28 protein-coding genes and 1 pseudogene are annotated in these 23,175 nt (G+C 68.6%); 21 read left to right on the top strand and 8 right to left on the bottom strand.

Annotated elements, in window-relative coordinates; all coding sequences use genetic code 11:
* Positions 1–85: 85 nt before the first annotated feature.
* Positions 86–1,495, bottom strand: coding sequence for a M1 family metallopeptidase (locus ACFWBT_RS28805; RefSeq protein WP_385705599.1), 1,410 nt, complete (start codon positions 1,493–1,495; stop codon positions 86–88).
* A 253-nt stretch (positions 1,496–1,748) separates the two neighbouring features.
* Here ACFWBT_RS28805 and ACFWBT_RS28800 point away from each other — a divergent pair, with 253 nt between their 5' ends.
* Positions 1,749–2,249 (top strand): hypothetical protein, encoded by a 501-nt coding sequence (locus ACFWBT_RS28800; protein ID WP_385705597.1) that lies wholly within the window; start codon positions 1,749–1,751, stop codon positions 2,247–2,249.
* A 20-nt stretch (positions 2,250–2,269) separates the two neighbouring features.
* Here the strand turns inward: ACFWBT_RS28800 and ACFWBT_RS28795 are convergent, their stop codons facing one another.
* The gene (locus tag ACFWBT_RS28795) at positions 2,270–2,986 is read right to left on the bottom strand and encodes a pentapeptide repeat-containing protein (protein WP_385705595.1); all 717 of its coding nucleotides are present in this window, start codon (positions 2,984–2,986) and stop codon (positions 2,270–2,272) included.
* 147 nt (positions 2,987–3,133) lie between these two features.
* Between ACFWBT_RS28795 and ACFWBT_RS28790 the strand changes: the two genes are divergently transcribed.
* From ACFWBT_RS28790 to ACFWBT_RS28780, 3 genes are all read left to right on the top strand, one after another.
* Positions 3,134–4,300: an FAD-dependent oxidoreductase gene (locus ACFWBT_RS28790; RefSeq protein WP_385705592.1), complete on the top strand. Its 1,167-nt coding sequence runs from the start codon at positions 3,134–3,136 to the stop codon at positions 4,298–4,300.
* A gap of 87 nt (positions 4,301–4,387) precedes the next feature.
* Entirely contained in the window at positions 4,388–5,371 is a 984-nt protein-coding gene (locus ACFWBT_RS28785) for a zinc-binding dehydrogenase (protein WP_385705590.1), read from the top strand.
* A gap of 80 nt (positions 5,372–5,451) precedes the next feature.
* Positions 5,452–6,951, top strand: a complete 1,500-nt coding sequence (locus ACFWBT_RS28780) for an MFS transporter (protein ID WP_385705588.1) — start codon at positions 5,452–5,454, stop codon at positions 6,949–6,951.
* Between the two features lie 25 nt (positions 6,952–6,976).
* Here the strand turns inward: ACFWBT_RS28780 and ACFWBT_RS28775 are convergent, their stop codons facing one another.
* Both ACFWBT_RS28775 and ACFWBT_RS28770 read right to left on the bottom strand, forming a co-directional pair.
* Positions 6,977–8,383 carry an NAD(P)/FAD-dependent oxidoreductase gene (locus ACFWBT_RS28775; RefSeq protein ID WP_385705587.1) on the bottom strand — a complete coding sequence of 469 codons (1,407 nt, stop codon included), beginning with the start codon at positions 8,381–8,383 and terminating at the stop codon, positions 6,977–6,979.
* Between the two features lie 10 nt (positions 8,384–8,393).
* Positions 8,394–9,047, bottom strand: a complete 654-nt coding sequence (locus ACFWBT_RS28770; RefSeq protein WP_385705585.1) for a rhomboid-like protein — start codon at positions 9,045–9,047, stop codon at positions 8,394–8,396.
* A 34-nt stretch (positions 9,048–9,081) separates the two neighbouring features.
* On the opposite strand from ACFWBT_RS28770, the gene ACFWBT_RS28765 reads away from it, so the two are divergent.
* The 6 genes and pseudogenes from ACFWBT_RS28765 (at position 9,082) to ACFWBT_RS28740 (ending at position 11,688) form a co-directional block, all read left to right on the top strand.
* Entirely contained in the window at positions 9,082–9,237 is a 156-nt protein-coding gene (locus ACFWBT_RS28765; RefSeq protein WP_385705583.1) for a hypothetical protein, read from the top strand.
* Positions 9,234–9,713: a GNAT family N-acetyltransferase gene (locus tag ACFWBT_RS28760; RefSeq protein WP_385705581.1), complete on the top strand. Its 480-nt coding sequence runs from the start codon at positions 9,234–9,236 to the stop codon at positions 9,711–9,713. Before ACFWBT_RS28765 ends, ACFWBT_RS28760 begins: the two co-directional genes overlap by 4 nt.
* A gap of 183 nt (positions 9,714–9,896) precedes the next feature.
* On the top strand, positions 9,897–10,166 hold the full coding sequence (locus ACFWBT_RS28755; protein ID WP_385705580.1) for a BTAD domain-containing putative transcriptional regulator: 270 nt from the start codon (positions 9,897–9,899) through the stop codon (positions 10,164–10,166).
* Positions 10,139–10,330: pseudogene (locus tag ACFWBT_RS28750) on the top strand (DUF4913 domain-containing protein); the annotation flags it as partial. The gene ACFWBT_RS28755 and the pseudogene ACFWBT_RS28750, both read left to right, overlap by 28 nt.
* A gap of 495 nt (positions 10,331–10,825) precedes the next feature.
* Positions 10,826–11,266 carry a TIR domain-containing protein gene (locus ACFWBT_RS28745; protein WP_385705578.1) on the top strand — a complete coding sequence of 147 codons (441 nt, stop codon included), beginning with the start codon at positions 10,826–10,828 and terminating at the stop codon, positions 11,264–11,266.
* Positions 11,236–11,688: an HIT family protein gene (locus tag ACFWBT_RS28740; RefSeq protein WP_385705576.1), complete on the top strand. Its 453-nt coding sequence runs from the start codon at positions 11,236–11,238 to the stop codon at positions 11,686–11,688. The genes ACFWBT_RS28745 and ACFWBT_RS28740 overlap by 31 nt, the downstream gene beginning before the upstream one ends.
* Here the strand turns inward: ACFWBT_RS28740 and ACFWBT_RS28735 are convergent.
* The 4 genes from ACFWBT_RS28735 to ACFWBT_RS28720 form a co-directional block, all read right to left on the bottom strand.
* Positions 11,678–12,004: a hypothetical protein gene (locus ACFWBT_RS28735; RefSeq protein WP_385705574.1), complete on the bottom strand. Its 327-nt coding sequence runs from the start codon at positions 12,002–12,004 to the stop codon at positions 11,678–11,680. The two genes, ACFWBT_RS28740 and ACFWBT_RS28735, sit on opposite strands and share 11 nt — an antisense overlap.
* Before the next feature lie 234 nt (positions 12,005–12,238).
* On the bottom strand, positions 12,239–13,177 hold the full coding sequence (locus ACFWBT_RS28730) for a toll/interleukin-1 receptor domain-containing protein (RefSeq protein ID WP_385705572.1): 939 nt from the start codon (positions 13,175–13,177) through the stop codon (positions 12,239–12,241).
* Positions 13,178–13,264: 87 nt separating this feature from the next.
* Positions 13,265–13,930, bottom strand: a complete 666-nt coding sequence (locus tag ACFWBT_RS28725) for a YdcF family protein (protein ID WP_385705571.1) — start codon at positions 13,928–13,930, stop codon at positions 13,265–13,267.
* The gene (locus ACFWBT_RS28720; protein WP_385705569.1) at positions 13,927–14,721 is read right to left on the bottom strand and encodes a GntR family transcriptional regulator; all 795 of its coding nucleotides are present in this window, start codon (positions 14,719–14,721) and stop codon (positions 13,927–13,929) included. Before ACFWBT_RS28720 ends, ACFWBT_RS28725 begins: the two co-directional genes overlap by 4 nt.
* Before the next feature lie 749 nt (positions 14,722–15,470).
* Here ACFWBT_RS28720 and ACFWBT_RS28715 point away from each other — a divergent pair.
* The 11 genes from ACFWBT_RS28715 (at position 15,471) to ACFWBT_RS28665 (ending at position 23,130) form a co-directional block, all read left to right on the top strand.
* A complete protein-coding gene (locus ACFWBT_RS28715) occupies positions 15,471–15,740 on the top strand; it encodes a DUF6284 family protein (RefSeq protein ID WP_385705567.1) in 270 nt (89 codons plus the stop codon).
* Positions 15,737–16,618 carry a DUF2637 domain-containing protein gene (locus ACFWBT_RS28710; protein WP_385705565.1) on the top strand — a complete coding sequence of 294 codons (882 nt, stop codon included), beginning with the start codon at positions 15,737–15,739 and terminating at the stop codon, positions 16,616–16,618. The genes ACFWBT_RS28715 and ACFWBT_RS28710 overlap by 4 nt, the downstream gene beginning before the upstream one ends.
* A 28-nt stretch (positions 16,619–16,646) precedes the next feature.
* On the top strand, positions 16,647–16,877 hold the full coding sequence (locus tag ACFWBT_RS28705) for a hypothetical protein (RefSeq protein WP_385705563.1): 231 nt from the start codon (positions 16,647–16,649) through the stop codon (positions 16,875–16,877).
* Between the two features lie 2 nt (positions 16,878–16,879).
* Positions 16,880–17,197, top strand: a complete 318-nt coding sequence (locus ACFWBT_RS28700; protein WP_385705561.1) for a hypothetical protein — start codon at positions 16,880–16,882, stop codon at positions 17,195–17,197.
* Positions 17,194–17,367: a pRL2-8 gene (locus tag ACFWBT_RS28695; RefSeq protein ID WP_385705601.1), complete on the top strand. Its 174-nt coding sequence runs from the start codon at positions 17,194–17,196 to the stop codon at positions 17,365–17,367. The genes ACFWBT_RS28700 and ACFWBT_RS28695 overlap by 4 nt, the downstream gene beginning before the upstream one ends.
* Before the next feature lie 98 nt (positions 17,368–17,465).
* Positions 17,466–19,583: an ATP-binding protein gene (locus tag ACFWBT_RS28690; protein ID WP_385705560.1), complete on the top strand. Its 2,118-nt coding sequence runs from the start codon at positions 17,466–17,468 to the stop codon at positions 19,581–19,583.
* A 204-nt stretch (positions 19,584–19,787) separates the two neighbouring features.
* A complete protein-coding gene (locus tag ACFWBT_RS28685) occupies positions 19,788–20,252 on the top strand; it encodes a hypothetical protein (RefSeq protein WP_385705558.1) in 465 nt (154 codons plus the stop codon).
* Positions 20,253–20,342: 90 nt separating this feature from the next.
* Positions 20,343–21,257, top strand: coding sequence for a bifunctional DNA primase/polymerase (locus ACFWBT_RS28680; RefSeq protein WP_385705556.1), 915 nt, complete (start codon positions 20,343–20,345; stop codon positions 21,255–21,257).
* Entirely contained in the window at positions 21,254–21,607 is a 354-nt protein-coding gene (locus ACFWBT_RS28675; protein WP_385705554.1) for a hypothetical protein, read from the top strand. The genes ACFWBT_RS28680 and ACFWBT_RS28675 overlap by 4 nt, the downstream gene beginning before the upstream one ends.
* Entirely contained in the window at positions 21,604–22,761 is a 1,158-nt protein-coding gene (locus ACFWBT_RS28670; RefSeq protein WP_385705552.1) for a DUF3631 domain-containing protein, read from the top strand. The genes ACFWBT_RS28675 and ACFWBT_RS28670 overlap by 4 nt, the downstream gene beginning before the upstream one ends.
* Positions 22,762–22,929: 168 nt before the next feature.
* Positions 22,930–23,130, top strand: coding sequence for a helix-turn-helix domain-containing protein (locus tag ACFWBT_RS28665; protein WP_385705551.1), 201 nt, complete (start codon positions 22,930–22,932; stop codon positions 23,128–23,130).
* Positions 23,131–23,175 lie beyond the last annotated feature (45 nt).

Below are 23,175 nucleotides of genomic sequence, written 5' to 3'. Positions count from 1 at the left end.
GCACCATCGAGAGGAGCCCCCGGACTTCGGCCGGGGGCTGCTCTCGTGCGTCCCGGAAGGCGTGCCGCCCCCGGCGCCCGGTGGCTCACGGGTGGTCCGGCTTGCCCTTCCCGTACAGCCAGTCCTTCCAGATCCCGCTGAAGTCCTTGTCCGGCGCGGTCTTCTCGACGTAAGCGGTGAAGTCGGCCGTGTCCGCGTTCGCGTGGCGGTGGGTGGCGGTCCAGCCCTGGACGATGTCGTAGAAGGTGTCGTCGCCCACCAGTTCGCGGATCTTGTGCAGGACCATCGCGCCGCGGTAGTAGACCGGCGGGTCGGAGATCTGCGCGGCCTCGGTCGGCTCGGCGGGCGGATAGGCCCAGATCTCGCTGTTGTCGGCCGGTTCGCGGTAGTCGCCCCGGTAGAGGGAGTTGAAGATCTCGTCGGCCGTGTCGCCGTCGTGGTCCTCCTGCCACAGCCACTCCGCGTAGGTGGCGAACCCCTCGTTGAGCCACATGTCCCGCCAGGACTTCGGGGTGACCGAGTCGCCGAACCACTGGTGGGCCAGTTCGTGGACCAGGGTCGCGGTGTCGGGGGCACCGGGGAAGACGGGGCGCGTCTGGGTCTCCAGGGCGTAGCCCGCGTCCTCGCCGCGGTCCACGATCGCCCCGGTGGAGGAGAACGGATAGGGGCCGAAGTTGTACTCCGCCCAGTCCATGATCCCGGGGATCCCCCCGAGCACCTTCTTGCTCGCCTCCGCCTGGGTCGGGTCCACCGCCACGTACACCGGCAGCCCGTTCTTCGTCGTGGAGCGGGTGATGTCGTACCGGCCGATCGCGAGCGTCGCCACATAGCTCGCCATCGGTTCGGCCGTGTGCCAGGCGTACGTCGTACGGCCCTTCGCGGTCGTCTCGCTCGTCAACTCACCGTTGGAGACCGCCTGGAGGTCCTCCGGGACGGTGATCCTGACGTCGTACGCCGCCTTGTCCGAGGGGTGGTGGTCGCCGGGGAACCAGGTCATCGACCCCGTGGGCTCCCCGAGCGCGAGGGCGCCGTCGGCCGTGCGCAGCCAGCCCTCTTCGGAGGTGTCGGGGTCGGTGATCGTCTTGGGGGTTCCGGAGTAGCGGACCGTCACCCGGAACGTCTCCCCCTGGTCGAGGTCGTCGTGCGGGCGCACGGTCAGCTCCTGACCCGCCCGGCTCCAGCCGGCGTCGCGGCCCTCGACGGTGACGTCGGAGACCTTCAGCCCCAGCAGGTCCAGACGGAAGGCGCTGAGGTCCTGCACGGCCCGCGCGGTGATCTCCGCCGTCCCCTTCAGCCGCTTGCCCCGCGGCTCGTAGGACAGGGTCAGTCCGTAGTGCGTGACGTCGTACCCGCCGTTGCCCATCTTCGGGAAGTACGGGTCGCCGACACCGGACGCGCCGGGCTTCCCGTGCACGTCGTCCCCGCCGCAGGCGGTGACGCCGAGGACGAGCGAGAGGGCCAGGGCAAAGGGGACGGTGACGGAAGATCGGGGCACATCCGCGATCCTAGGCGGCCGCACGCCCCGGCCGCGGGGGGAGCGGACACCCACCGGCCGGAGGCCCCCGACCCGGCCGGAAACCGCCGCCCCTGTGCGACGAGCCGGCACAGCCCCCGGCCCCGCGCCTCGCGCACCCGAGACGGCCCTGAGCTCCCTCGGCCCCGCAACGCGGAGCGGCCCCGCACCCCCGGCCGGCGACAGGAAACCGCCGAGCGGGAAGCGGTACCCCCGGCGTGACACCATCACCTACGTGCTCGACATCGGCTACGCCCTCTCCAACCGCTTCCCGGACCCCCCGCAGACCGACTACCGCCGCGCGGACGTCCACGCGCTGCGGCACGACCTGTTCTGCGGTGACGTCTACCTCGCCGACACCAAGGCGGACCGGGAGGTGTCCACAGGCTGGGGATGGGTGCCGGTGCTCGACTTCGCGTGGGCGCTGTGCGACATCGTGGAGCAGCTGGACCGCGACCCGCTCGGCAGCCGGGCCTCCCGCCCCCAGCAGGCGGAGCTGGACTTCACCGAGTCGACCGACCGCATGCTCTTCGAGCGCCGCTTCGGCTGGGTGGACATCGAGGCCGACTGGATGCCGGGCGACGAGGAACCGCTGACCTTCTCCCACACCGAGCTCCGCCGCGAGGCCCGCGACTTCCTGCACGACCTGCTCGCGGACCTCACCGACCTGCACGACGACCTCGCCGAGAACCCGGCGATCTGGACCCTCCAGGCCCGCTTCCCGCGCATCTCCTAGACCCCGTCCGGGCGGGAGCCTCAGTCCCCCGCCGGGCCGCCGTCCACCCGCACCCCCAGCGCCGCCGCCATCACCGGTGCCAGATCCAGGAGCTGGGCCGTGCTGATGACCGCGCCCGCGAGCCGGTCCACGCCCCGCGCGATGTCCAGCTCCGCCGCCGCGCGCAGGTCCACGTCCGTCAGGGTGGCCCCGGTGAGATCCGCCCCCTTCAGGACGCAGTCCACGAACTCCACCCGCTCCAGGCGGGCGCCCCCGAAGTCCGGCTCGACCAGGACACAGCCCTCGAAGACGACGTCCTTGAGCCGCGCCTTGCGCAGATTCAGATAGTCGATCTTCCCGCCGCGCACGAGCACCCGCTCCAGGACCGAGCCGTGCAGCTGCACTCCGCCGAGGCGGGCGTCGACGACCTCGACATCACGCAGCGTCGACTCGGCCAGATCGGTGCCCACACCCCGTATGCCCGTCAGAACCGAGTCCAGCACGCGCGCGCGGTGCAGGCGCGTCTCGTCCAGCGCGCAGCCCGTCAGCGCGCAGTCCATGAAGCGGGCTCCCCCGCCGTCCTGCCCGGCGAAGTCCTGGTCCCGGAACTCCAGCCCGTCGTAATCACCGTCCGGCTCCAACTCCGCGCCGGCGTACGGCTCCAGCGCGGGCAGCCGCACCTCCGGCCGCCGTGCCGCCTTCGGCCCCGACGCCTTCGCAGCCGTCCCACCCTGCCCGCCCGCCGCTCTCCTCGCCATGCCCCCATCCTGCCCGCCCCCACTGACAATCGCCCCTGGCCTGCGAGAACTCCCCGCATGTCACATTCCGGCGGCCCAACCAGTCGTACTCACAGCAAGGCCTGCTGTCGGAACCCGTCCGAACCCGAGCAAGGGAGACCTCCAGCCATGCACCGCATCACCGTCATCGGCGGCGGCTTCGCCGGACTCACCGCCGCGATCACCGCCGCCGAAGCGGGGGCCGAGGTCACCGTGTACGAAGCGCACCACACCCTCGGCGGGCGCGCCCGGACCGCCGAGGGCCCGTACCGGACGAACGAGGGACCGCACGCCCTCTACAGCGCCGGCCCGCACTGGACCTGGCTCAAACAGCGCGATCTGATCGGGGCCCTCGCCCCGATCCCGCCCCTGGAGGCCGCGCGGCTGCGGCTGCGCCACAAGGGCGTGCTGCGCCGCACCCCGCCCTTCGCGATGCTCAAGCTGCTCCGCCGCTCCTGCCAACAGGCTCCCGCGGACGTCGACTTCATGACCTGGGCGACCGGACAGGCCGGAGCGGAGGGCGCGCGGGCCGCCGCCCACTACTCCGCCGTCGCCCTCTTCCATCACGATCCCGGGTCGCTGTCCGCGGCGTTCGTGCAGGAGCGGCTGCGCCGGGCCATGAAACTGCCGCCGGAGGCGCACTGTCCCCGGGGCGGCTGGGCGAACGTCATCGACCGGATGGCGGCGCGGGCCTGGAACCTCGGCGTACGGATGGAGACGCTGACCCGGGTGGACACGCTCCCCGTTGACCGGGGCCCGGTCGTCGTCGCCACCTCGCTCGACTCCGCCCGCCGCCTCCTCAAGGACGCGTCGCTGACCTGGACGAGCGGCCGTACCGCCCTCGTCGACCTGGCTCTGCGGAGCCGGCGCGGCGACGCGTTCGCCGTCTCCGACCTGGACGCGCCGGGCTGGATCGAGCGGTTCACCGCGCGGGACCGCACCCTCGCTCCCGCCGGGGAGCAGTTGCTCCAGGGGCAGATCCCGATCGCGCCGGGAGAGTCCGGGGCCGACGGCGTCGCGCGCGCCGAGCATCTGCTCGACCTCGCCTTCGAGGGCTGGCGCGAGCGGGTCACCTGGCGGCGCGAGAGCGTCGCGAACGGCCGTACGGGCGCGGTCGACCTGCCCGGCACCAGCTGGCGGGACCGCCCCCGCATCGACCGCGGCGACGGCGTCTACCTCGTGGGCGACCAGGTCGCCGCTCCCGGAGTGCTCTCGGAGGTCTCCTTCAACAGCGCGATGGAGGCCGTGGCCCTGGCCCTGCGGATCCGGGAGCGCCTTGACCTCAAGCGAGCTTGAGGTTGAAGAGTGACGTTCCACCGACCTCACGAGGAGCTCCCGCGGGCCTCACGGACCCCGAACCTCGTAGATTTTGAGGAGCCCCCGATGTACGCGATCCGCCTGCACGCCTTCGGTCCCGCCGAGAACCTCGTCCACGAGCGGACCGAGGACCCCGAGCCGGGCCCCGGCCAGGTCCGTATCGCCGTGGCCGCCGCCGGCGTCCACCTCCTGGACACCGCCCTGCGCGAGGGCATGCGGGGCGGCCCGGCCCCCGCGCCCGCCGCCCTGCCGACGATCCCCGGCCGCGAGGTCGCCGGAACCGTCGAGTCCCTCGGCGAGGGCGTCGCCGGACTCTGGCTCGGCAGGCGCGTCGTCGCCCACCTCGGTTTCGCCCCCGGGGGCTACGCCGAGCTGGCCGTCACGGATGTCGAGCGCCTCCACGACGTCCCCGAGAACCTCGACTTCGCGCAGGCCGTCGCGATGATCGGATCAGGACGTACGGCCCTGGGGATCGTGCAGTTCGCCGAGTTCGGCCCCTCCTCCGTGGTCGTCGTGCCCGCGGCCGCGGGTGGCATCGGCACACTCCTCGTGCAGTACGCGCACCACGCGGGAGCGACCGTGGTCGGCCTCGCGGGCGGCCCGGAGAAGGTGGCGCGGGCCCGCGCGAACGGCGCCGATCCGGCCGTCGACTACACCGACCCCGGCTGGCCGGAGAAGGTCCGCGCGCACCTCGGCGGCCGGGCGGCGACCGTCGTGCTCGACGGCGTCGGCGGCGCCGTCGCCCGGGACGCCGTCGCCCTGCTCGGACCCGGCGGCCGGCACATCGTCTTCGGCTGGTCGGGCGAGGGCATCCGCGACGGCTCCCCCTACCTCGTGGAAGGGGTGTCCGAGCAGGTGCTCGGCCCCGTGATGATGCGGAAGGCGGGCGGCCCCGACCCCGTACGGACCCTGGAACTGCGGGCCCTGGCCGAGGCCGCGGCCGGGCGCCTCACCCCGGCAGTCACCCGCTTCCCACTGGCCGAGGCGGCCGCCGCGCACCGGGCCCTGGAGAACAGGGCCACGATCGGAAAGGTGGTGCTGGAACCATGACTCCGAACCCGAAGAACGCGTCCCGCGACGCCGTCCCAGCCGAAGATGCGACTCATCCCGTTTCATGGTCTTCTGAGCGAATGAGTGTCACCCGGACAGGTGAACAACAGGCGCCCGTGGGTCCCGACCCCCACCGCTGGTGGGCGCTGGTGATCATCGCGCTGGCCCAGCTGATGGTCGTGCTGGACGCGACCATCGTGAACATCGCGCTCCCGTCCGCGCAGCACGCTCTCGGCATGTCCGACGGCAACCGCCAGTGGGTCATCACCGCCTACACGCTGGCCTTCGGCGGGCTGCTGCTGCTCGGCGGCCGGATCGCCGACCTCGTCGGCCGCAAACGCACGTTCGTCATCGGGCTGATCGGCTTCGCCGTCGCGTCCGGGATCGGCGGCGCGGCCACCACGTCCGGCATGCTCTTCGCCGCCCGCGCGCTCCAGGGGGCCTTCGCCGCCCTGCTGGCACCCTCCGCGCTGTCCCTGCTGACCACGACCTTCACCGACCCGAAGGAACGCGGGAAGGCCTTCGGCATCTACGGGGCACTGGCGGGCTCGGGGGCGGCGATCGGCTTCATCGTCGGCGGCCTGCTGACGGAGTACCTGAACTGGCGCTGGTGCCTGTACGTCAACATCCCCATCGCGGTCATCGCGGTGATCGGCGCGTTCGGGCTGCTGCGCGACCGGCCCGGCCACAAGAACGTCCGGCTCGACGTGCCCGGCGCGGTGCTGGGCTGCGGCGGACTCGTGGCGATCGTCTACGGGGTCAGCGAGGCGAACTCGCGCGGCTGGACGGACTCGCTGGTGCTGGGCCTCATCGCGGGCGGAGTCGCGATGCTGGTCGCGTTCGTGTGGTGGCAGAACAGGGCGCCGAGCCCGCTCCTGCCGCTGCACATCGTCAAGGACCGCGACCGCGCCGGCTGCTTCCTGACGATGGGGCTCGCGGTCATCGCCATGTTCGGCATGTTCCTGTTCATGACCTACTACCTCCAGGTCACCCTCGGGTACTCGCCGGTGAAGACCGGTCTCGCGTTCCTGCCGCTGACCGTCGCGATCATCATCGGTTCGACGCAGATCTCGGCGCGGCTGCTGCCCCATGTGGCGCCGCGCATGCTGATGGTCCCGGGCACGATCCTCGCCGCCGGCGGCATGGTGATCTTCACGCAGCTCACGGTCGACTCCGACTACGCGGGCCAGTTGCTGCCCGGTCTGCTCCTGATGGGGCTCGGCATGGGCCTGGTCTTCATGCCGGTCTTCGCCACCGCGACCGCCGGGGTCGCCCCGCAGGACGCCGGCGTGACCTCCGCGACGGTCAACACCTCGCAGCAGGTGGGCGGCTCCATCGGCACGGCCCTGCTGAACACCATCGCCACCACCAGCAGCGCGACCTACATCGCCGCCCATCTCCGCAACCCCGCTCAGAAGGCACAGGTCGTCAGCGAGGGCGTCGTCCACGGCTACACCGTGGCCATCTGGTGGGCCACCGGCATCCTGCTGCTGGCCGGCCTGGTCGCCGGCCTCATGGTCACGGCCAAGGCCCCGAAGCACGCCGCGTCGGGCGCGGCGGTGCCGGAATCCGTGGGCTGACGACTCCGGCCGCCTCCGGACCGGGTCAGTGGCGCCCCGACACCCGGTCCGCGAGCCGCGCCAGCCGCGACGACTCCGCGCTGTGGGTGGTCAGTTCGCGGCGGTCGGCCGTGCGGTAGGTCGCGTACATGCCGTGGACGCCGATCCAGCGGAACGGCTCCGGTTCCCACTTGCGGACCTTGTGGTCGACCCAGGGCAGGGCGGTCAGGTCGGTCGCGCCCGCCTGGCCGGAGTCCCACTGCACGAGGTCGCGCAGCGTGCGGGCGGCGAGGTTGGTGGTGGCGACGCCGGAGCCGACGTAGCCGCCGGCCCAGCCGAGGCCCGTCGAGCGGTCCAGGGTGACCGTGGCGCACCAGTCGCGCGGGACACCGAGGACACCCGACCAGGCGTGGGAGACCCGGACGCCGGTCAGCGAGGGAAAGAAGCGGACGAGGATCTCGTGCAGGGCGTCGACGGTCGCCTGCTGGGTGCGGCCGTCGTTGTCGGTGCGCGAGCCGAAGCGGTACGGGACACCCCGGCCGCCGAGCGCGATGCGGTCGTCGGCGGTGCGCTGCGCGTACATGTATGCGTGCGCCATGTCGCCGAGCGTCTCGCGGCCCTCCCAGCCGATCTCCGCCCACTGCTCCGCGGTCAGCGGCTCCGTCGCGATCATGGAGGAGTTCATGGGCAGCCAGGTCCGCCTCTGGCCCTTGAGGTTCGCGGTGAAGCCCTCGGTGCAGCGCAGGATGTAGGGGGCGCGGACGGTGCCGTACGGCGTCACCGCGTGCTTCGGGCGGATCTCGGTCACCGGCGTCTGCTCGTGGATGGTGACGCCGAGCGCCTCGACGGCCGCGGCGAGGCCCTTGACCAGCTTCACCGGGTGCAGCCGGGCCCCGTGCGGGGTCCAGGTCGAGCCCACCGCGTCGGCGACCCGGATCCGCCCGGCGGTCTCCTTCGCGCCGTACAGCTCGCGGTCCTTCTCGCCGTAGGACAGCTCGTGCGCGTGGAAGGCCTTGAGCCGGCCCAGCTGGGCGGGCGTGTACGCCACTTCGAGGACGCCGCCCTGGTGGATGTCGGCCTCGATGCCCTCCTCGGCGGCCACCCGGACGACCTCGTCCACGGTGTCGTTCATGGCCTGCTGGAGGCGTACGGCAGCCTCCTGGCCGTGCAGCCTCGCGTACCGGTCGCGGCCCGCGATGCCGTTGTAGAGCCAGCCGCCGTTGCGCCCCGAGGCGCCGTAGCCGCAGAACTTCTGCTCCAGGACGGTGACGCGCAGGAAGGGGGCCGCCTTCTTCAGGTAGTACGCGGTCCACAGTCCCGTGTAGCCGCCGCCGACCACCACGACATCGGCGGTGGCGTCGCCGGGCAGGGGCTCCCGGGGGGCGGGGAGGCCGTCGTCCGCGTACCAGAAGGAGATGCCGCCGTTCACGACGTTGCTCGTCGAACTGCTCATGAGCGGGACGTTAACCCCGGGGGGTGTCGACTGTCTCCTTCGGATTCCGTGCTTTTCCCCGCCCTCTGACCAGCGGATAGCAGGCGAGACCGATCAGAACGGAGGTGAAATGCCCGAGATCGGTGAAGGTGCGCGCGGTCACGAACGGAACCCCGTACACCGCCAGCACGACCACCAGATACGCGTACCGCCAGGGCGTCGCGATCCGGTACGTGAGCACGCCGATCACCCCCGCCAGGGCGTAGCTCACCCCGATGTCGAGGGTGTCGACCGCGGAGTGCGGGGCCATGCCGTGCCGGATCGCCCAGAGCAGCGCACCCTCGCTGATCAGCGTCGACAGCACATGCGCGGCCACACACACCACGAGCCAGCGCGCGGTTCCCAGCCAGCGTTCGGCCGGCGCCTGGAAGACGGTGTAGAGGACGGCGTACGGCAGCCAGTGCCCGCCGTCGATCCACATCGCGCTGGCGAACAGCACCCGCACCGGGTTGTTCGACAGCTCATGGATGTTCGTCGAACGCTGCCGCAGGAAGTCCTCTTCGAAATCCGGAGACATGTGGTGCATGGCCACGGTGGTGATGAAGAGAATCGTCAGCCAGATGTACGTGCCCGGGGCACCGCGCACGTACATCCACACCCTGTGGAAGCCCCGGTCAGAACGCATGACCCGATTCACCCATGCCCGTAGTGTCCCTTATGTGATCGACATTCCGGACGGTCCGGCCGCGACACAGGAGGAGTCCGGCGGACCGGCGGGCCGGAACTTCGTCGCGAGGCCGCCGAAGCAGGCGTTCCGGACCGCCTGGAGATCGGACGGCGGCTACGAGACCGCCGCGGCTAGTCTCGTCGCATGATCCGTACCGCGACCCCCGACGATATTCCCGTCATCCACGCCCTGGTCCGTGAACTCGCGGAGTACGAGAAGGTCTTGGAGGAGGCGAGGGCGACACCGGAGCAGCTGCGCGAGGCGCTGTTCGGGGAGAACCCGGCCGCGTACGCGCACATGGCGGAGGACGACACCACGGGCGAGCCGGTCGGCTTCTCGCTGTGGTTCCTGAACTTCTCGACCTGGCGCGGCGTCCACGGCATCTACCTGGAGGACCTGTACGTACGCCCCACGGCGCGCGGCGCGGGCCACGGCAAGGCGCTGCTCACGGAGCTCGCGCGGATCTGCCGGGAGCGCGGCTACCAGCGTCTGGAGTGGTCCGTCCTGAACTGGAACCGGCCCTCGATCGACTTCTACGAGTCGCTGGGCGCGCGCCCGCAGGACGAGTGGACGATGTACCGGCTGACGGACGAGGCACTGGACGCCCTCGGGAAACGCGGCTGAGTTCAGGCGCCCCGGCGGGCGGAGCCGCCTGCTCCGCACCGGCAACCCGGGCGACTCGCCGCGCACACGACCCATCTGGGGCCACGACCCGCCGCCCGGCGCCGTCCCCGTGCTGCGCACCCATGTGTCGCGGCTGCGCAAACTGCTGGAGTCCGAACGGCCCCCGGTGCGCCGCACCGGCTCGTGGTGTCCATCGGCGACGGATACGCCCTGCGGACCGAGGAGACAGCAGGCGATCTCGACGAGTTCGAGGAAGGCCTGACACAGGCCGAGGCCCGCCGCGCCGCGGGCGACATCCGCGGAGCGGTCCGGCTGCTGAGCGCCGCGCCGGCCCTCTGGCACGGCACCGCCCTGGCCGGAGTACCCGGACCCTACGCGGAGACCGAACGGACGCGCACGGCATCCTCGACAAGGTCGGCACCGACGGTCTGTGGATGGCCTGGCAGGAGCTGACCGCGCAGACGGGCGGGCTGAGCGGTCCCGCGCTGTGGCACCGCGACCACCTCGCCCACGTCATGGCCTCACTGCGCGACCCCACCGGCCCCTTCGCGGGCTGCAAGGCCGGCCACCGGGACAAGGAGATTCCCCCGATGGGCCCCTATCCGGAAGGAGGCTGATCCGGCCTCCCCCGCAGGATGGACCATCCACCGGCCCAGCCGACTCCGGGGCGGTCAAGCCACCGGACAGCAAGAAACCCAGGTCACAAGACCTGGGTTCCGATCGAGCCCCCTGTCGGATTCGAACCGACGACCTACGCATTACAAGCTGTCGGATCTTGGTTCGGGGGTGTCCACGGACGTCCGCCGTGGGGCTCGCGTGCCTGTTCAGACGACCTTCCGGACCTCGCCAGACACCAGCGGACCACCCCGGAACGAATAGTGATTGAGACCGCGATTGCGACCGCGACCTGTTCTTCCCGAAGCGCCTTGGGCAGCCGCTCTGTATTCGAGCGGTGTGCCTCTGACCTGCTGCAGTGGTTCACAGGTGGCGCGGCCGTCTTTCCCCGTTTCCCCCCTTTGGTCGCCGTTGCCGGAGTACGCTACGTCCAGTCTCAGCCGAAGCGATCAGCCAAAGCTGAACGGTCGAGACAGTCAGCGTGCAAAGGGGAGACCGTGGCTCGTCGCACCTTCTTCAGCTTCCACTATGAGCGCGATGTTTGGCGCGCGTCGGTAGTACGAAAGAGCGCTGCTCTCAAGACTGATATCGCCCCGGAATTCATCGACGCATCCCTTTGGGAAGAGTCGAAGCTGAAGGGTGATGACGCATTGCGCAAGCTCATCAAAGATGCCCTTTACGGCACCACCGTGACTGCGGTACTCATCGGCTCAGAAACGTTTAAACGACGCTGGGTGCGATACGAGATCGACCAGAGTATTGCGCGGGGCAACGGATTGTTCGGGATCTATATTCACAACATCCGCGATCAGAACGGAAATAGGGACACCAGAGGCCTCAATCCGCTCAACCCCCAGTACGCGACCTACGACTGGGTCAACGATGATGGGTACAACAGTCTGAGCAAGTGGGTCGAGGCTGCTTACGACGGGAGGTAGCCGTGCGGGAGTGTGATTTCTGCGCCATCGGAGCGGGAAGAGCGCCAGCCACCATCGTCTGGGAAGACGCGAACAACATGGCTTTCTTTCCACTCCGCCCTGCCGCATTGGGGCACACTCTAGTGATTCCCAAGGCGCATTACGCTGACTTTTTCGATGCACCCGATTCTGCATTGTGTGATCTAATGCAAGCTGTAGCTCTCGTAGGTCGGGGTCTCCGTACTGCCGTGCGTCCGGACGGCATGAACGTCATCAATTCTTCCGGGGAGGCCGCTTCCCAGTCTGTCTTTCACGTCCATGTACATCTAGTACCTCGATGGACTGGGGACGGCTTCGGCGATATCTGGCCTCCGAGCCAACCCTGGGCAGGCGAAGTAAAGGCAGAAGTTGCCGAAATGCTGCGGGAGCAGCTCAACCGTTAACGGTCCTCACAATTCCACCGATGATAAAAGCGATGTCTACGAAGGCCAACGCGCCATAGAAGTTGACCATCGTGTGCGAGAAGATGACTTTTCCCCAAGGCACCACAGCATGATAAGGCTGCACGTTCATCGAAAATAGCTCAACATCAACGACAGGTCTCCGCACGTCGTCGTAAAGCTTACGAAAAAGCCTTTCCTGCCTTAGGAAGTAGCTATCAAGCAACCAGAAACCTGCAACAGGGATTATGCCTGCCGCAGCGATTTTCCAGCTTGGGTTATTTGCCGAGACACCGAAGAAGACTCCGGCAATCGTCATCGTCCACCCTTTAATTAGGAACGATCCGTTTCCAAGCCGAGTCACAACTGATTGAATGAACTCAAGGTGCTTGATCTCTTCCGGAGAAATGGAAGAACCGCCAGAGCTACTCGAAGACACACTGTCCCCTAGATCCGATACCGATGATCAGACATCATACAGAACACACGAATTGCCTGGAAAGATGAGATGCCGACGCTCCGGCGGAGCCATAGCCCGAATCGACTACACGAGTCATTCAGTGACGCTTGAAAGATTCGAGAAGTCCAAGAACTCGATACAGTTCTTGAAGCAAGTGGCGCAGCCGTCACCAGTGCCGACATCTAGGACCGTGACCGCCACAAGCGTGGAGAATTCCTCGGCATAGGGGTCATCGACCGACGTCATTGACCTGTCGTCCCAATCGACGACTACGACTAGCTCGGATTCGTGATCTAGGCCTTCTCGGGTTTCAATGTTGAACCCGAGGGTTGACAATCGGCGCAATTTTTCAATGGCCTCTTGAAATGGCAGTCCCAGCACGCGACGAACTATCTCCAACTCGATATGCATGTTTTTCGGCATCTGCGTTGAACAGCCGTTGAGGAAAATAAAGGAAACGAGCTCACGTTCATCGACCGTCATCCTATGCAACGTCTGCACGAACGAATGGGAGACTGTGAGCGCGATTTCCTCTTCAGCAGCCGATGGTTCCAGGGCTGCGAGCAACCTGTCTGGGTAAGGTGGGAAGAAGTTAGATCGAACCCGAGGGCCAAGCTTCTCACGAACAAGGCCTGCTAGCTCCGCCGGCGTCAACGACGACGCGTCGACAAATCCCACTGTTGAGCGCAATCCAGGTATTTCAGCTTCGTCGAAACGAACCGGAAGTACGTACTCCTGATTTTCCGAAATGGCGCGCGCTTGAGCACTCTTGCGCTCGTGATTGGTCCATACTTTGTGTGCATAATCGCTGGATACAAAAAGCACGCAGTAACGAGCTGCACGACTATATACGTAGTCAAGATGCTCGTATAGATCCTTCCCCCAAAGAGCTGCCTTCTCATAGTCATCGTAAAAGACTCGCACCCCATTCTCTTTCAGAGAACTCGCAACGTCTTGGACGTATGCCCGTTGCTCTCCTGCGAAGGACAAGCAAACGTCGTATTCATGGTCGGACGCGGGTGGGATGCTCATGCATCAATGCTAGTGCGAAAGCCGAAACGTGGGAGGGATACACGAAACAAGGGAAAGTTCTGCCGCTCTGAGAGCAAGCACCCGTGGTCAGCCTCGGGTCACGTTGTCCGCCAAGAGCCGACTGGTGAAGCCTTCGGCGCGTAGTCGCTCGTAGGCCGCCGCCACGTCATCGGGGATCGTCTGCTCGATCATGAACCCCTGGCGCGGGTAAACCATGAGCCTCTGTTGCGCTCCGACCAGCATGTCGATGACGAGACGCCCGTCCTGGATCGAATCGACGTACTCAGCGAGCGTCATGGGCGTGGACGCGCTCACCCATTCGACATCCGGCCAGAGCTTCCGCGCCGTGGCATACGCCCGTCGCTCCTCGTACGGCTTGCTGACCAACAGGACCGAGGCCACGGGAACGCCTCGGCCTTCGAGTAGGGCTCGCGAGAAGCGGATGTTCTCGCCCGTGTTTCGTGCCTGCGGCTCAACAAGGATGGCGTCCGCGGGAACCCCAAGTTCGATCGCCCGCTCTCGGTAGTGCTCGGCTTCACCGCGGGGCATGCGCTCGCGCGTCGTACGGCTGGTCGCCCCCGTGAAGACGATGAACGGCATCATCCCGCGCTCGTACAGGTCGACGGTGGTGTCGGCCACCCCCAGGTCATGGCTGCCGAGTCCGATCGCCACGGAGCATGGGCGCGGCTCGTGGCCCATCTGCTGGAAGTCCCAAAGCAATTGCGCGTCGGCCCATGCCTGCGTCGAGATCACTTGCTCTCGCCTTCCGTGTTCGCTGTGTCGGGCACCTGGAAGTCGTACGACCACGAGAACCGAGTGGCCGCGTGGACACCGATCGCGAACTCCACAACGGTCCCGTCAGCGGTGTACGTGGTGCGGTGCAGTTCGACTACCCACTCCCCCGGCGAGAGCTGCAAGAGCTGGGCTTCCTCGTCAGTAGGGACCCGCGCGAACAGCTCCTCCTTCATGTGGTCGATCTCGTACCCGGCGTCATATAGGACGCGGAAGCCACCACCACGGCCGGCGGGGCCCGGAGTCGGGTCCACGATCCGTGTGCCCTCAACGTGTTCGGGCCTGTAGTAGCTGGTCAGGGTGTGCGTAGGCTGCGAGCCCTCTTTTACGAGCCGCGCCCGCGCGTACACATATGCGCCCTCGGGCAGTCCATGCGCTTCGGCCACGAGCGGCGGCGCCGGCACCCGGCTGACGTTCTGGGTTTGCTCGTTCCGGCGGTACGCGCGCCCGGACGCTACCCGGTCGGCGATGAACGCCACCTCGTCGCCGTCGCGCCACTTCGCCTTGTCGTACCGCGCGATACCGAGCCGCTTGAGTGGCGTCTGCTGCCGCACCACGGTGCCGTGGCCACGCGACGAGGTCACCAGTCCCTGAACCTCAAGCGCCTTGTAGGCCTTGTGGACTGTGTCCTTTGAGCCCTCGCCTGCCGCCACAAGGTCCCTGATCTGGGGCAACTGGACGCCCGGAGCATACGCGCCGCTCCTGATCTGCTCGGCGAGCTTGTCCGCCAGTTCCCGCCACTTCGGTGCCACTGCAGAACTCCTCTCGACGCGTCCCAGTGAAGCACAGTCCTAGGACTGTTGACAGTCCTGGGACTGCGGTGCATTCTCATCTCAGGCCGCTCGCAGTCCTAGGACAGTGAGCCGGAAGGGCCTTCTTTGGGCTGCTTCAACGCCCAGTCGGTTCGGGACAGCTCGCTCTCACAGGAGCCCCTTGTCGGCGATTGGTTGAGAACTCAACAGGGTGACTTGATTGGCGGGGTGAGAGTCCCCGTCCCCGTGGCGACCGGGTGAGGTTCGCCGGCGGCCACTTCCCCGCACTTCGGCTCTGGAGAACAGCCCTCGGGATCATCCCTCTCTCACGGGAGGTCAACCCGTCGGGTGCCACCCGGTGTGCGCCGCCCTGCTGGCGTCAGAGCAGTGACGATGACGCGCCCGACTCCCCGGCTCGGGACCGGTCCGCCCCGCAAGGGCGGACCGGTGAAGCCGTGTCCCAGCGCACTCGCGGGAGGTCGGTGTGAACCGACGACATCGACAGGCGCCGCCGGACGGACCCACGGCCGGCGCCTGAACCACCCGGGTCCACTTCCTGGCTCGCGGCTTCTTCGCTGCGGCCGGCTGTCTCTCCCGCCCGTCCGGCCGACGCTGCAAGCGGCAGCCGGACTGACGGGAGCGCGGAGAGCCGGACGACCGGATGTCCGACTTCAACGGCGCGCGGCCCCGGGTGGCTAGACCCGGGACCGCTGTTCGGGCCGTTCCACCTGAGAGAGGAACACGACCCAATGAACCCCATCGTCACTGTTCAGGAAGCTGTTACCGCGTTCGCCGACTTCATGGAGCCGACGGATGCGGAGCTGGACGCCATCGAGCGGGAGATGCCGGTCATCACGGCGGACATCGCCCTGCTGGACGCACAGATCATCACCTTGGACCGCACGCCGACCAAGCTGGACGCCCGCCGGATCCGCCGGGCCCACCGTCGCGTGCTGGCCGCCCGCCGTGAGCTGGCCAACCGCACCGCCGATGCGAGCACGACGGGCGGCGCGGCATGAACCTTCACCGCAAGGGACGGGCCGCCCTAGTGCTCGCCCTGGTCGCCGTGGTCGCCATGGCGTTCCGGGTCTCGTGGAACGCGTTGCGGGACATCGCCAACGCGGTCGGTGCGGACAACACGGCCGCGACGCTCTACCCGTTCGTGGTCGACGGACTAATGGCCCTGGCCCTGGTCGCCACGCTGGTCCTGACGGACAAGGCGCGGGACTTCGCACTGCGGGTACTGGGCGCCTACACGCTGGCTTCGCTGGTCCTCAACTACGTGCACGGCCTGGTCCCGAAGCTGCACGACGCGCAACTCGACTGGACGCGCCTCGCCGACTGGAACCCCGCGAACTGGGCCCTGGTCCTGCTCGCGACGTCGCTTCCGGTCGGGTCGATCTACTTCGGTTCGGATCTGGTCGCCAAGGTCCTGCATCACCGCCCCGACCCGATTCCCGGGCCGGACGCGAAAGCGGAGGAATCTACCGAGACCCTGAAGAATCGGTCTACGGCTGACCTCCCGGTATCGACCCCGGCACCCGCCCCCGTGGTGCCGCTGATGATGCCCGACCCGGTGACCGTCGACTTCCTGAAGTCGACCCAACTCGCCAAACCGATCCCGACCCCGGCGCCTGCTCCGGTCGCGGCGATCGAGCGGCGTCCGGTGGCCGCTGAGTCGACCCGATCGCGTCGGGCGACGGGACGCGTTCCCGAGGCGGCCCGATCGGCACGGCCGCGCCGGACGGCGGCTCAACTGCTCGATGAGGCCCGCACCGCAACGGCCGATTGGTCGGACGCGCAGATCACGGCGGAAGGCATCCGACGCACGGTCCGCACGTCACCGGCGAACGCCCGCACGCTGCGGGACACCCTGCTCGCCGAACGTGCCACCTGAACTCTCCCACCACACCTTGGAGTTCCCCGTGACCAGCACCAACGCTGCCCCGAGCACCATCGACTACGCGTGGCACGCCCACGTGACCATGCCGGGCGAGGGCCGGGCGTTCGCCCACGGAACCGTCACCGTCCCCACCTCCTTCTGCTGGGACCGCGTCACCCGCGAAGTCGCCGCATGGCTGCGCTCGCAGGGCTCGACCGTCCAGCTCGCCGACATCCACCTCATCCTCGCCCCGCACGCCGGAAGGACGGACTGACCATGGGAAAGCCCAACACCCGACGCCTTGACCAGGCCATCCGCGAGACGAACCGCAAGCTCGATGCCGTCCGCAAGGGCGAGCTGTGGCCGCTGACCGGATCGGAGCGGCGCCAGATGCTCGCCGCGCTCGCCGGCGGCTCCTACCGGGTCCTGCGCGGCAAGAGCACCGGCCGCGCCGACAACCGGATCGACTCCGTCTCCACCTCCGCAGAAACGCGGCTCATCGCAGAGATCACCGCGCTGCAGGTCGAACGGCAGCGACTCGTCACCGAGGCTGCGCAGGCCAAGGCCGCAAAGAAGTCCTCCGGTTGGTGGTGACCGTGGCCGGTCTGAACACGCCTCCCGGGGAGTGCCCGCAGTGCTGGCAGCACGCCCACGACCCCCGCGCCCACCGCAACCTCCGGCCGCGCGAGGACTGCCCGCAGTGCGTGGACCACATGGTCAACGGCCACCCCCACATCGTGCCGAAGAAGTCCCGCTGGTGGTGACGCGCACCAGCGCCGCCGCCCGCCCCGCACCACTGCGCAGTGATCTCCCCACCCTTCACGTTCCCCCCGGACACGGGGCAGTCAGAAGTGTCTCCAACATGAGTGACAACGTCGTTCACCTGCACAAGAACACTGAATCGGCTCCCGAGTCGGCCACCGTGACCACGTTGAGCGTGGTCCCCGAACCGGCATCCGCCGTGCCCGTTCCGCTGTGGGTCCGGTCGGGTCGGGCGGTCAAGACCGTGATGACACACGAGACGACCAAGACGACCGCTCGCGCCGTTGCCCGGCACACGCTCTACGTCGCGGGCGGGGCGAAGATTGCGGCGAAGCGGACGTGGGACGGGCGGACCGCGTCCCGGTACGAGCGGATGTTCCGCGCGGCCGAAGCCGCGGGCAACCACGAGATGGCGACCGAGTGGGAGGAGCGCGGGCAGCACTTCCGCGAGGCCCGCCACCGCCGCCGCATGGACCTGCTCCACTCACCCATCGACGCGGCCAAGGGCGTGGCCGTGAGCGCCGGTATGGGTGTCGGATCGCTGGTCGCCCTCGGGATCGTGATGGCGATCGCGACGAAGGACGTCACGCAGGTCGTCACCCCGTTAATGGCCACGATCGACTTCATCAACCTGCTCATCACCATCGTCCGCGTGGTGTGGGGACCGGCCCTCGCGATCGGGCCCTTCCTGGCCCTGCTCGCGTTGTGGGCGATCGGCAGCAAGCAGCAAGCCGCACCGGCATGGGCCCTGCCCGACACCGTCCGCAATAGCGAGGGCGAGCCCATCACGCCGTCGATCGTGGTCAAGGCACTGCGCGACCTCGGCGTACCCGCCCTGCGGAACGCGATCAAGGAGATGGGTGACGCCGGAGCGTCGATGCTCGGTCCGATCCGGATCGCGGGATGCGGCGTGGAAGTCGACGTCACCTTGCCCTCGGGTGTGGCGACCAACGAGGTGCAGGGCAAGCGGCGCAAGCTCGCGGAGAACCTGACCCGGCACGAGCACGAGGTGTTCATCACCATCCCGGAAGCGGCCCGCACCGTCCGTCTGTGGGTGGCCGACTCCGGGGCTCTGGACGAGCCGATCGGACCGTCTCCGCTGGTCACGGACGAGACGATGACCGCCGACTACGTCAAGGGCCGCGCCCCCTGGGGCCAGGACCTGCGCGGGGATGCTGCGACGCTGTCCGTCTACCAGCGCCACCTTCTGATCACGGGTCTGTCCAACCAGGGCAAGACCGCCGCGCTCCGCTCGATCGCCCTGTGGCTCGCGCTCGACCGGTCGGTGGAGTTCTGGATCGGAGACCTCAAGGGCGCCGGCGACTGGGCCATGTGCGACGGACTCGCCACCCGCTTGATTCAGGGGCCGACCGACGAGCACGTCATCCAGGTCACCGAGATGGCCGAGGACGCGGTGCAGGAGATGAACCGTCGCCTCCAGGCACCGCCCGGAACGCAGTTCCCGGCGCTGATTGTGATCGTGGATGAGGCGCAGGTCGCGTTCATGTGCCCGGTCAAGGATGACGACAAGCGCCCGTATGGCGGCTCCAGCTCCACCTCCCGCTACTTCATGGCCGCGCGGAAGATCCACAACCAGGGCCGCGCCGTGAACGTGCTGCTCTGGCAGGGCACCCAGGACCCGACCGATCAGAACCTGCCCAAGCTGGTCCGCGAGGGCGCCCACACCCGCGCCTCCCTCGCCCTCGGCTCGGACTCCCAAGCCCGCATGGCGCTCGGAGACAAGGCCGTCGACGGCGGCGCCGCACCGCACCTGCTGCGCCCCGGACTCGACAAAGGAACGCTGGTCATCGCCTCCGACGGCATCGCGATCCCCAAGGGACAGGCGTCCATCACCGTCCGTACGCACTACATCAGCACCGACGACGCGACCGAGATCGCCAACCGCGCCAAGGCGATGCGGGACGGGGTCACCACCCTCACCGTGATCGAGCGGGGCGAGGACCGCGATGCACTCGCGGACGTCTTCACGGTGATCGGGGATGCGGAGCGCTCGCACACCCAGGACATCGTCAAGCGGCTCGGGATCTTCGACGAGGACGCCTACGGCGGCTGGTCGTTCATCGACCTCAAGCGCGTGCTGGACGCCTACGGGGTGGCGCCGTACAAGTCGCACGGCCGCATGGTCGTCCGCCGAGACGACGTCACCCGCGCCCTCGCCAACCGCGACACGGACGGTTCCGCTTCCGCCACCCAGTAGCGGGGAGGCGCACCCTCCCGGCCCGGGGAGGCGGGGAGAACTCCCCAACCCCCTCCCCGGACCACCTCCCCCACGCTGATCAGCGAAAACACCGTTCCAGGGAGGCGGGGAGGCCTCGCAGGCCAGCCCCCGAAAACCCCCTCCACAGCCCACCCCCAAGGGTGTGCCTCCGCCTCCCCAACCGTGCACCGGAAGGGATTCCGCATGTACCCCGAGCACGTCGCCAACAGCCACCCCGTGACCGCCGTGGAAGTCCACCACCCCACCCCGATGGCGCCCGCCGTTGTGGCGTCGGCGCCCCCCGTGCCCGTCCAGCCGGGCAGCGTCCCGACCGTGGCGAGCGTCGTCCTGCCCGATGGGCGGGTCGTCACCGGCTACGCGATCAACCCCGTCCAGCCCGAACCGCTCGCGGCCAAACCGCCCGTCTCCCGGACGGCCGTGAACATCGCCCTTGGAGGCATCGGGTTCGGCGCCGCCTGCGGCGGACTGCTGCTCCTGACGACGTTCATCGCCGCACTCACCGCACTCATCACCCAACTGATCACCCTCGCCGCCGTCATCTTCGGCGGATGGCTCGCCGTACAGATCTTCGGCGCATCCGGCCCCAAGAACGGGACCACGGTCCACATCCGCAAAGCCGTGATCAAACGCAACCGCTTCTACAGCTAGCTACGCCAAGGGCGGCCCCCACCGTCTCGCCAAAGCCGCGGGGCCGCCCTTGCCAACCAGCACCCATCCACGGAACTGGAGACATCCAGCATGACGCAACCAACCGACACCCGGCGAGGGTCCTTACTCGCCGCAGCCCTGACGGCCGCCGCTCGCGGCTGGCACGTCTTCCCCCTGCGCCCCGGCATCAAGCTCCCGGCACTGCACGGCGAGCGGACATGCCCCGGCACCGGGCCGTGCGAGAACGGCCACCGGAAGTGGGAGCAGCGCGCCACGACAGACCCCGACCGCATCCGCGCCACCTGGTCGCACGGGCCGTTCAACGTCGGCATCGCAACCGGCCCTTCCGGGCTCCTGGTGGTCGATCTGGACACGCCGGAGCACAAGGGCAGTTCGGACGCACCTGACGGCGCGACAACCTTCGCAGCGCTCTGCGAGCGCGCCGGACACGCCGTCCCCAACACCTACCGGGTCCGGACCGCGAGCGGCGGAACCCACCTCTACTTCACCGCCCCGCCCGGCGTCCGGATGACCAACACCCAAGGCACCGTTGCCGATTCGGTCGACACCCGCGCGTGGGGCGGATACGTCGTCGCCGCGGGCAGCACCACCCCCGCGGGGAGCTATGAGGCCCTGTGCGGCCCTGTGGTGACTTGTCTGCCTCCGTGGCTCCAAAGCATCCTGCAACCGGCCCCCAAGGGCTCTCAGGCTCCTTCGGTGGCCGTAGCGGGGCAATCGCGCCGATACGCTGACATAGCACTCACTGAAGAGTGCCGGAACGTCGCCTCGGCTCAAGTCGGCGAGCGCGAAGCCAAGTTGTTCCGTGCCGCACGCGCCGTGGGGCGGTTCGTCGCGTGGGGCGACCTCCCCCGGCATGTGGTGGAGCAGGCTCTTCAGGAAGGGGGCGAGGCGGTCGGACTGTCCGCGTCCGAGTGCCGCTCCACCATCCGCAGCGCGCTCAACTGGTCCATCGCCCACAACCAGAACCGCCGGGATGCGGCATGAGCACCCGCCGGCATCCCCCTCTGAAGAGCATCACCACCACCCCGGATGTCCCGCCCGCCGCTCCACAGCCTGTGGACACGGCGGCCGTGGGCGAGCCGAAGGGCGTCGCCGAAGGCGTCCCCATTGCTGTTCGCCCTGACCCGCACCCGGGCGACGGCCGCTATCCGGTGGCGTGGCTCACCATCTGCGCGCCGTATCGGGCCACGCCGTCGGCCACCTCGAGGTGCCTGTGCGGCAGGGACCGCAGCGCGATCGGCCACGCCGGGGTGCACGTACTGATCGCCGACCACGAAGCACATCGCCACACCTGCCTGCTCCGCGCCACCCAGGAAGGGAGGGCCGCCGCATGACCGACACCATCGACGGGGCCGCGCTGCTCGACGAGGTAGAAGCCTTCCACCGACGCTTCAACGTCTTCCCGCACGAAGCCGCCTACGTCGCCGTGGCGCTGTGGGACGCACACGCTCACCTGCTCGACTGCTTCGACTCCACCCCGCGCCTCGCCTTCCTCTCCCCCGAACCCGGGTCGGGCAAGTCCCGCGCGCTGGACGTGGTCGAAACCCTCGTGCCGCGCTCCATGGCCGCTGCGGACGCATCTGCCGCAGCCCTGTTCCGGTCCGTGGCCGGCATCGACGGCGGTCGGCCAACGATCCTGTTCGACGAGATCGACACCATCTTCGGCCCCAAGGCCGGAGACAACGAGCAGCTCCGCGGATTCATCAACGCAGGCCACGCACGCGGACGTCCCATGTACCGGTGCGTCGGGGATGGCTCCAACCAGCAAGTACAGGGCTTCCCCTCGTACTGCGCCGTCGCCGTCGCCGGACTCGGCTCCCTGCCCGACACGATCCTCACCCGCTCCGTCATCATCCGCATGCGCCGCCGGGCCAGGAACGAGAAGGCGGAGCCGTTCCGCACCCGTATCCACGTGCGCGAGGGCAACCAAATCCGTGACCGCCTCGCCAAGTGGGCCGAGTCGGTGGAGAAGCAGGTCGCCGGCGCCTTCCCCGCTCTCCCGGACGGGGTCACCGACCGCCCGGCGGACGTGTGGGAACCCCTGCTCGCCGTCGCCGATGCCGCCGGGGGCGGCTGGCCCCAGCGGGCCCGCGAAGCCTGCGTGACCCTGGTCAACGCCTCCCGCGCCAACGACAAAGGCAGCATCGGAATCCGGCTCCTGACGGACCTGCGCGACTACGTCCTCATCGGCATCGACCGCCTACCCACCGTCGCCATCCTCGACCGCCTCAACGCCCTCGACGACGCCCCGTGGGCCGACCTCAACGGCAAGCCGCTCGACAACCGGCGCCTGTCCAGAATGCTCAGCGACTACGTCACCGCCGAAGGGGACCCGGTCGTCTCCCGCAACATCCGAACCGCCGGCGGAGTCCTCAAAGGATTCTTCGCCAAAGACCTCGAAGACGCGTGGTCGCGCTACTGCCCTCCGCCAGGGTCCGCTACATCCGCTACGCCGCTACATCCCAGGTCAGAGCCCCTGAATCTGTAGCGGCAGCCACCGATGTAGCGGCTACGGCCACCCGCCCCGAAACGGCCGTAGCCGCTACATCCGACCCGTCCGCTACAAAAATCATGCCGCTGACCTGCGCTGTAGCGATGTAGCGGATGTAGCGGACTTCTGAGAGGGACCCCGAGCCCACAGAGGAGACACGTCCCGATGAGCAGCACACGCCTGGCAACCGACCAACTGCTCTACACCCCCGAAGCCGCCGCCGAGGTTCTGTCCTTCGGCCGCTCCACCGTCTACGAGCTGATGGCCGATGGACTCCTCAAGTACGTGAAGCGCGGTCGCTCCCGCCGCATCCGGCGCAGCGACCTGGAGGCGTTCGTGAACAGCCTCGAACCGTCGCCCAACTGACCCTTCCCGACAGCCCACCCGAGGCGGCCCCGGACCACGTCCGGG

It is taken from the genome of Streptomyces sp. NPDC060027, from assembly GCF_042737005.1.
Lineage (GTDB): Bacteria > Actinomycetota > Actinomycetes > Streptomycetales > Streptomycetaceae > Streptomyces.
This window is presented reverse-complemented; position numbering and strand designations above follow the sequence as displayed.

Coding starts and splice junctions, on each gene's coding strand:
- ACFWBT_RS28795 (WP_385705595.1), bottom strand. CDS start 2,986: ATGGCGAGGAGAGCGGCGGGCGGGCAGGGTGGGACGGCTGCGAAGGCG.
- ACFWBT_RS28790 (WP_385705592.1), top strand. CDS start 3,134: ATGCACCGCATCACCGTCATCGGCGGCGGCTTCGCCGGACTCACCGCC.
- ACFWBT_RS28785 (WP_385705590.1), top strand. CDS start 4,388: ATGTACGCGATCCGCCTGCACGCCTTCGGTCCCGCCGAGAACCTCGTC.
- ACFWBT_RS28780 (WP_385705588.1), top strand. CDS start 5,452: ATGAGTGTCACCCGGACAGGTGAACAACAGGCGCCCGTGGGTCCCGAC.
- ACFWBT_RS28775 (WP_385705587.1), bottom strand. CDS start 8,383: ATGAGCAGTTCGACGAGCAACGTCGTGAACGGCGGCATCTCCTTCTGG.
- ACFWBT_RS28770 (WP_385705585.1), bottom strand. CDS start 9,047: ATGCGTTCTGACCGGGGCTTCCACAGGGTGTGGATGTACGTGCGCGGT.
- ACFWBT_RS28760 (WP_385705581.1), top strand. CDS start 9,234: ATGATCCGTACCGCGACCCCCGACGATATTCCCGTCATCCACGCCCTG.
- ACFWBT_RS28735 (WP_385705574.1), bottom strand. CDS start 12,004: ATGACGATTGCCGGAGTCTTCTTCGGTGTCTCGGCAAATAACCCAAGC.
- ACFWBT_RS28730 (WP_385705572.1), bottom strand. CDS start 13,177: ATGAGCATCCCACCCGCGTCCGACCATGAATACGACGTTTGCTTGTCC.
- ACFWBT_RS28715 (WP_385705567.1), top strand. CDS start 15,471: ATGAACCCCATCGTCACTGTTCAGGAAGCTGTTACCGCGTTCGCCGAC.
- ACFWBT_RS28710 (WP_385705565.1), top strand. CDS start 15,737: ATGAACCTTCACCGCAAGGGACGGGCCGCCCTAGTGCTCGCCCTGGTC.
- ACFWBT_RS28700 (WP_385705561.1), top strand. CDS start 16,880: ATGGGAAAGCCCAACACCCGACGCCTTGACCAGGCCATCCGCGAGACG.
- ACFWBT_RS28690 (WP_385705560.1), top strand. CDS start 17,466: ATGAGTGACAACGTCGTTCACCTGCACAAGAACACTGAATCGGCTCCC.
- ACFWBT_RS28685 (WP_385705558.1), top strand. CDS start 19,788: ATGTACCCCGAGCACGTCGCCAACAGCCACCCCGTGACCGCCGTGGAA.
- ACFWBT_RS28680 (WP_385705556.1), top strand. CDS start 20,343: ATGACGCAACCAACCGACACCCGGCGAGGGTCCTTACTCGCCGCAGCC.
- ACFWBT_RS28675 (WP_385705554.1), top strand. CDS start 21,254: ATGAGCACCCGCCGGCATCCCCCTCTGAAGAGCATCACCACCACCCCG.
- ACFWBT_RS28670 (WP_385705552.1), top strand. CDS start 21,604: ATGACCGACACCATCGACGGGGCCGCGCTGCTCGACGAGGTAGAAGCC.
- ACFWBT_RS28665 (WP_385705551.1), top strand. CDS start 22,930: ATGAGCAGCACACGCCTGGCAACCGACCAACTGCTCTACACCCCCGAA.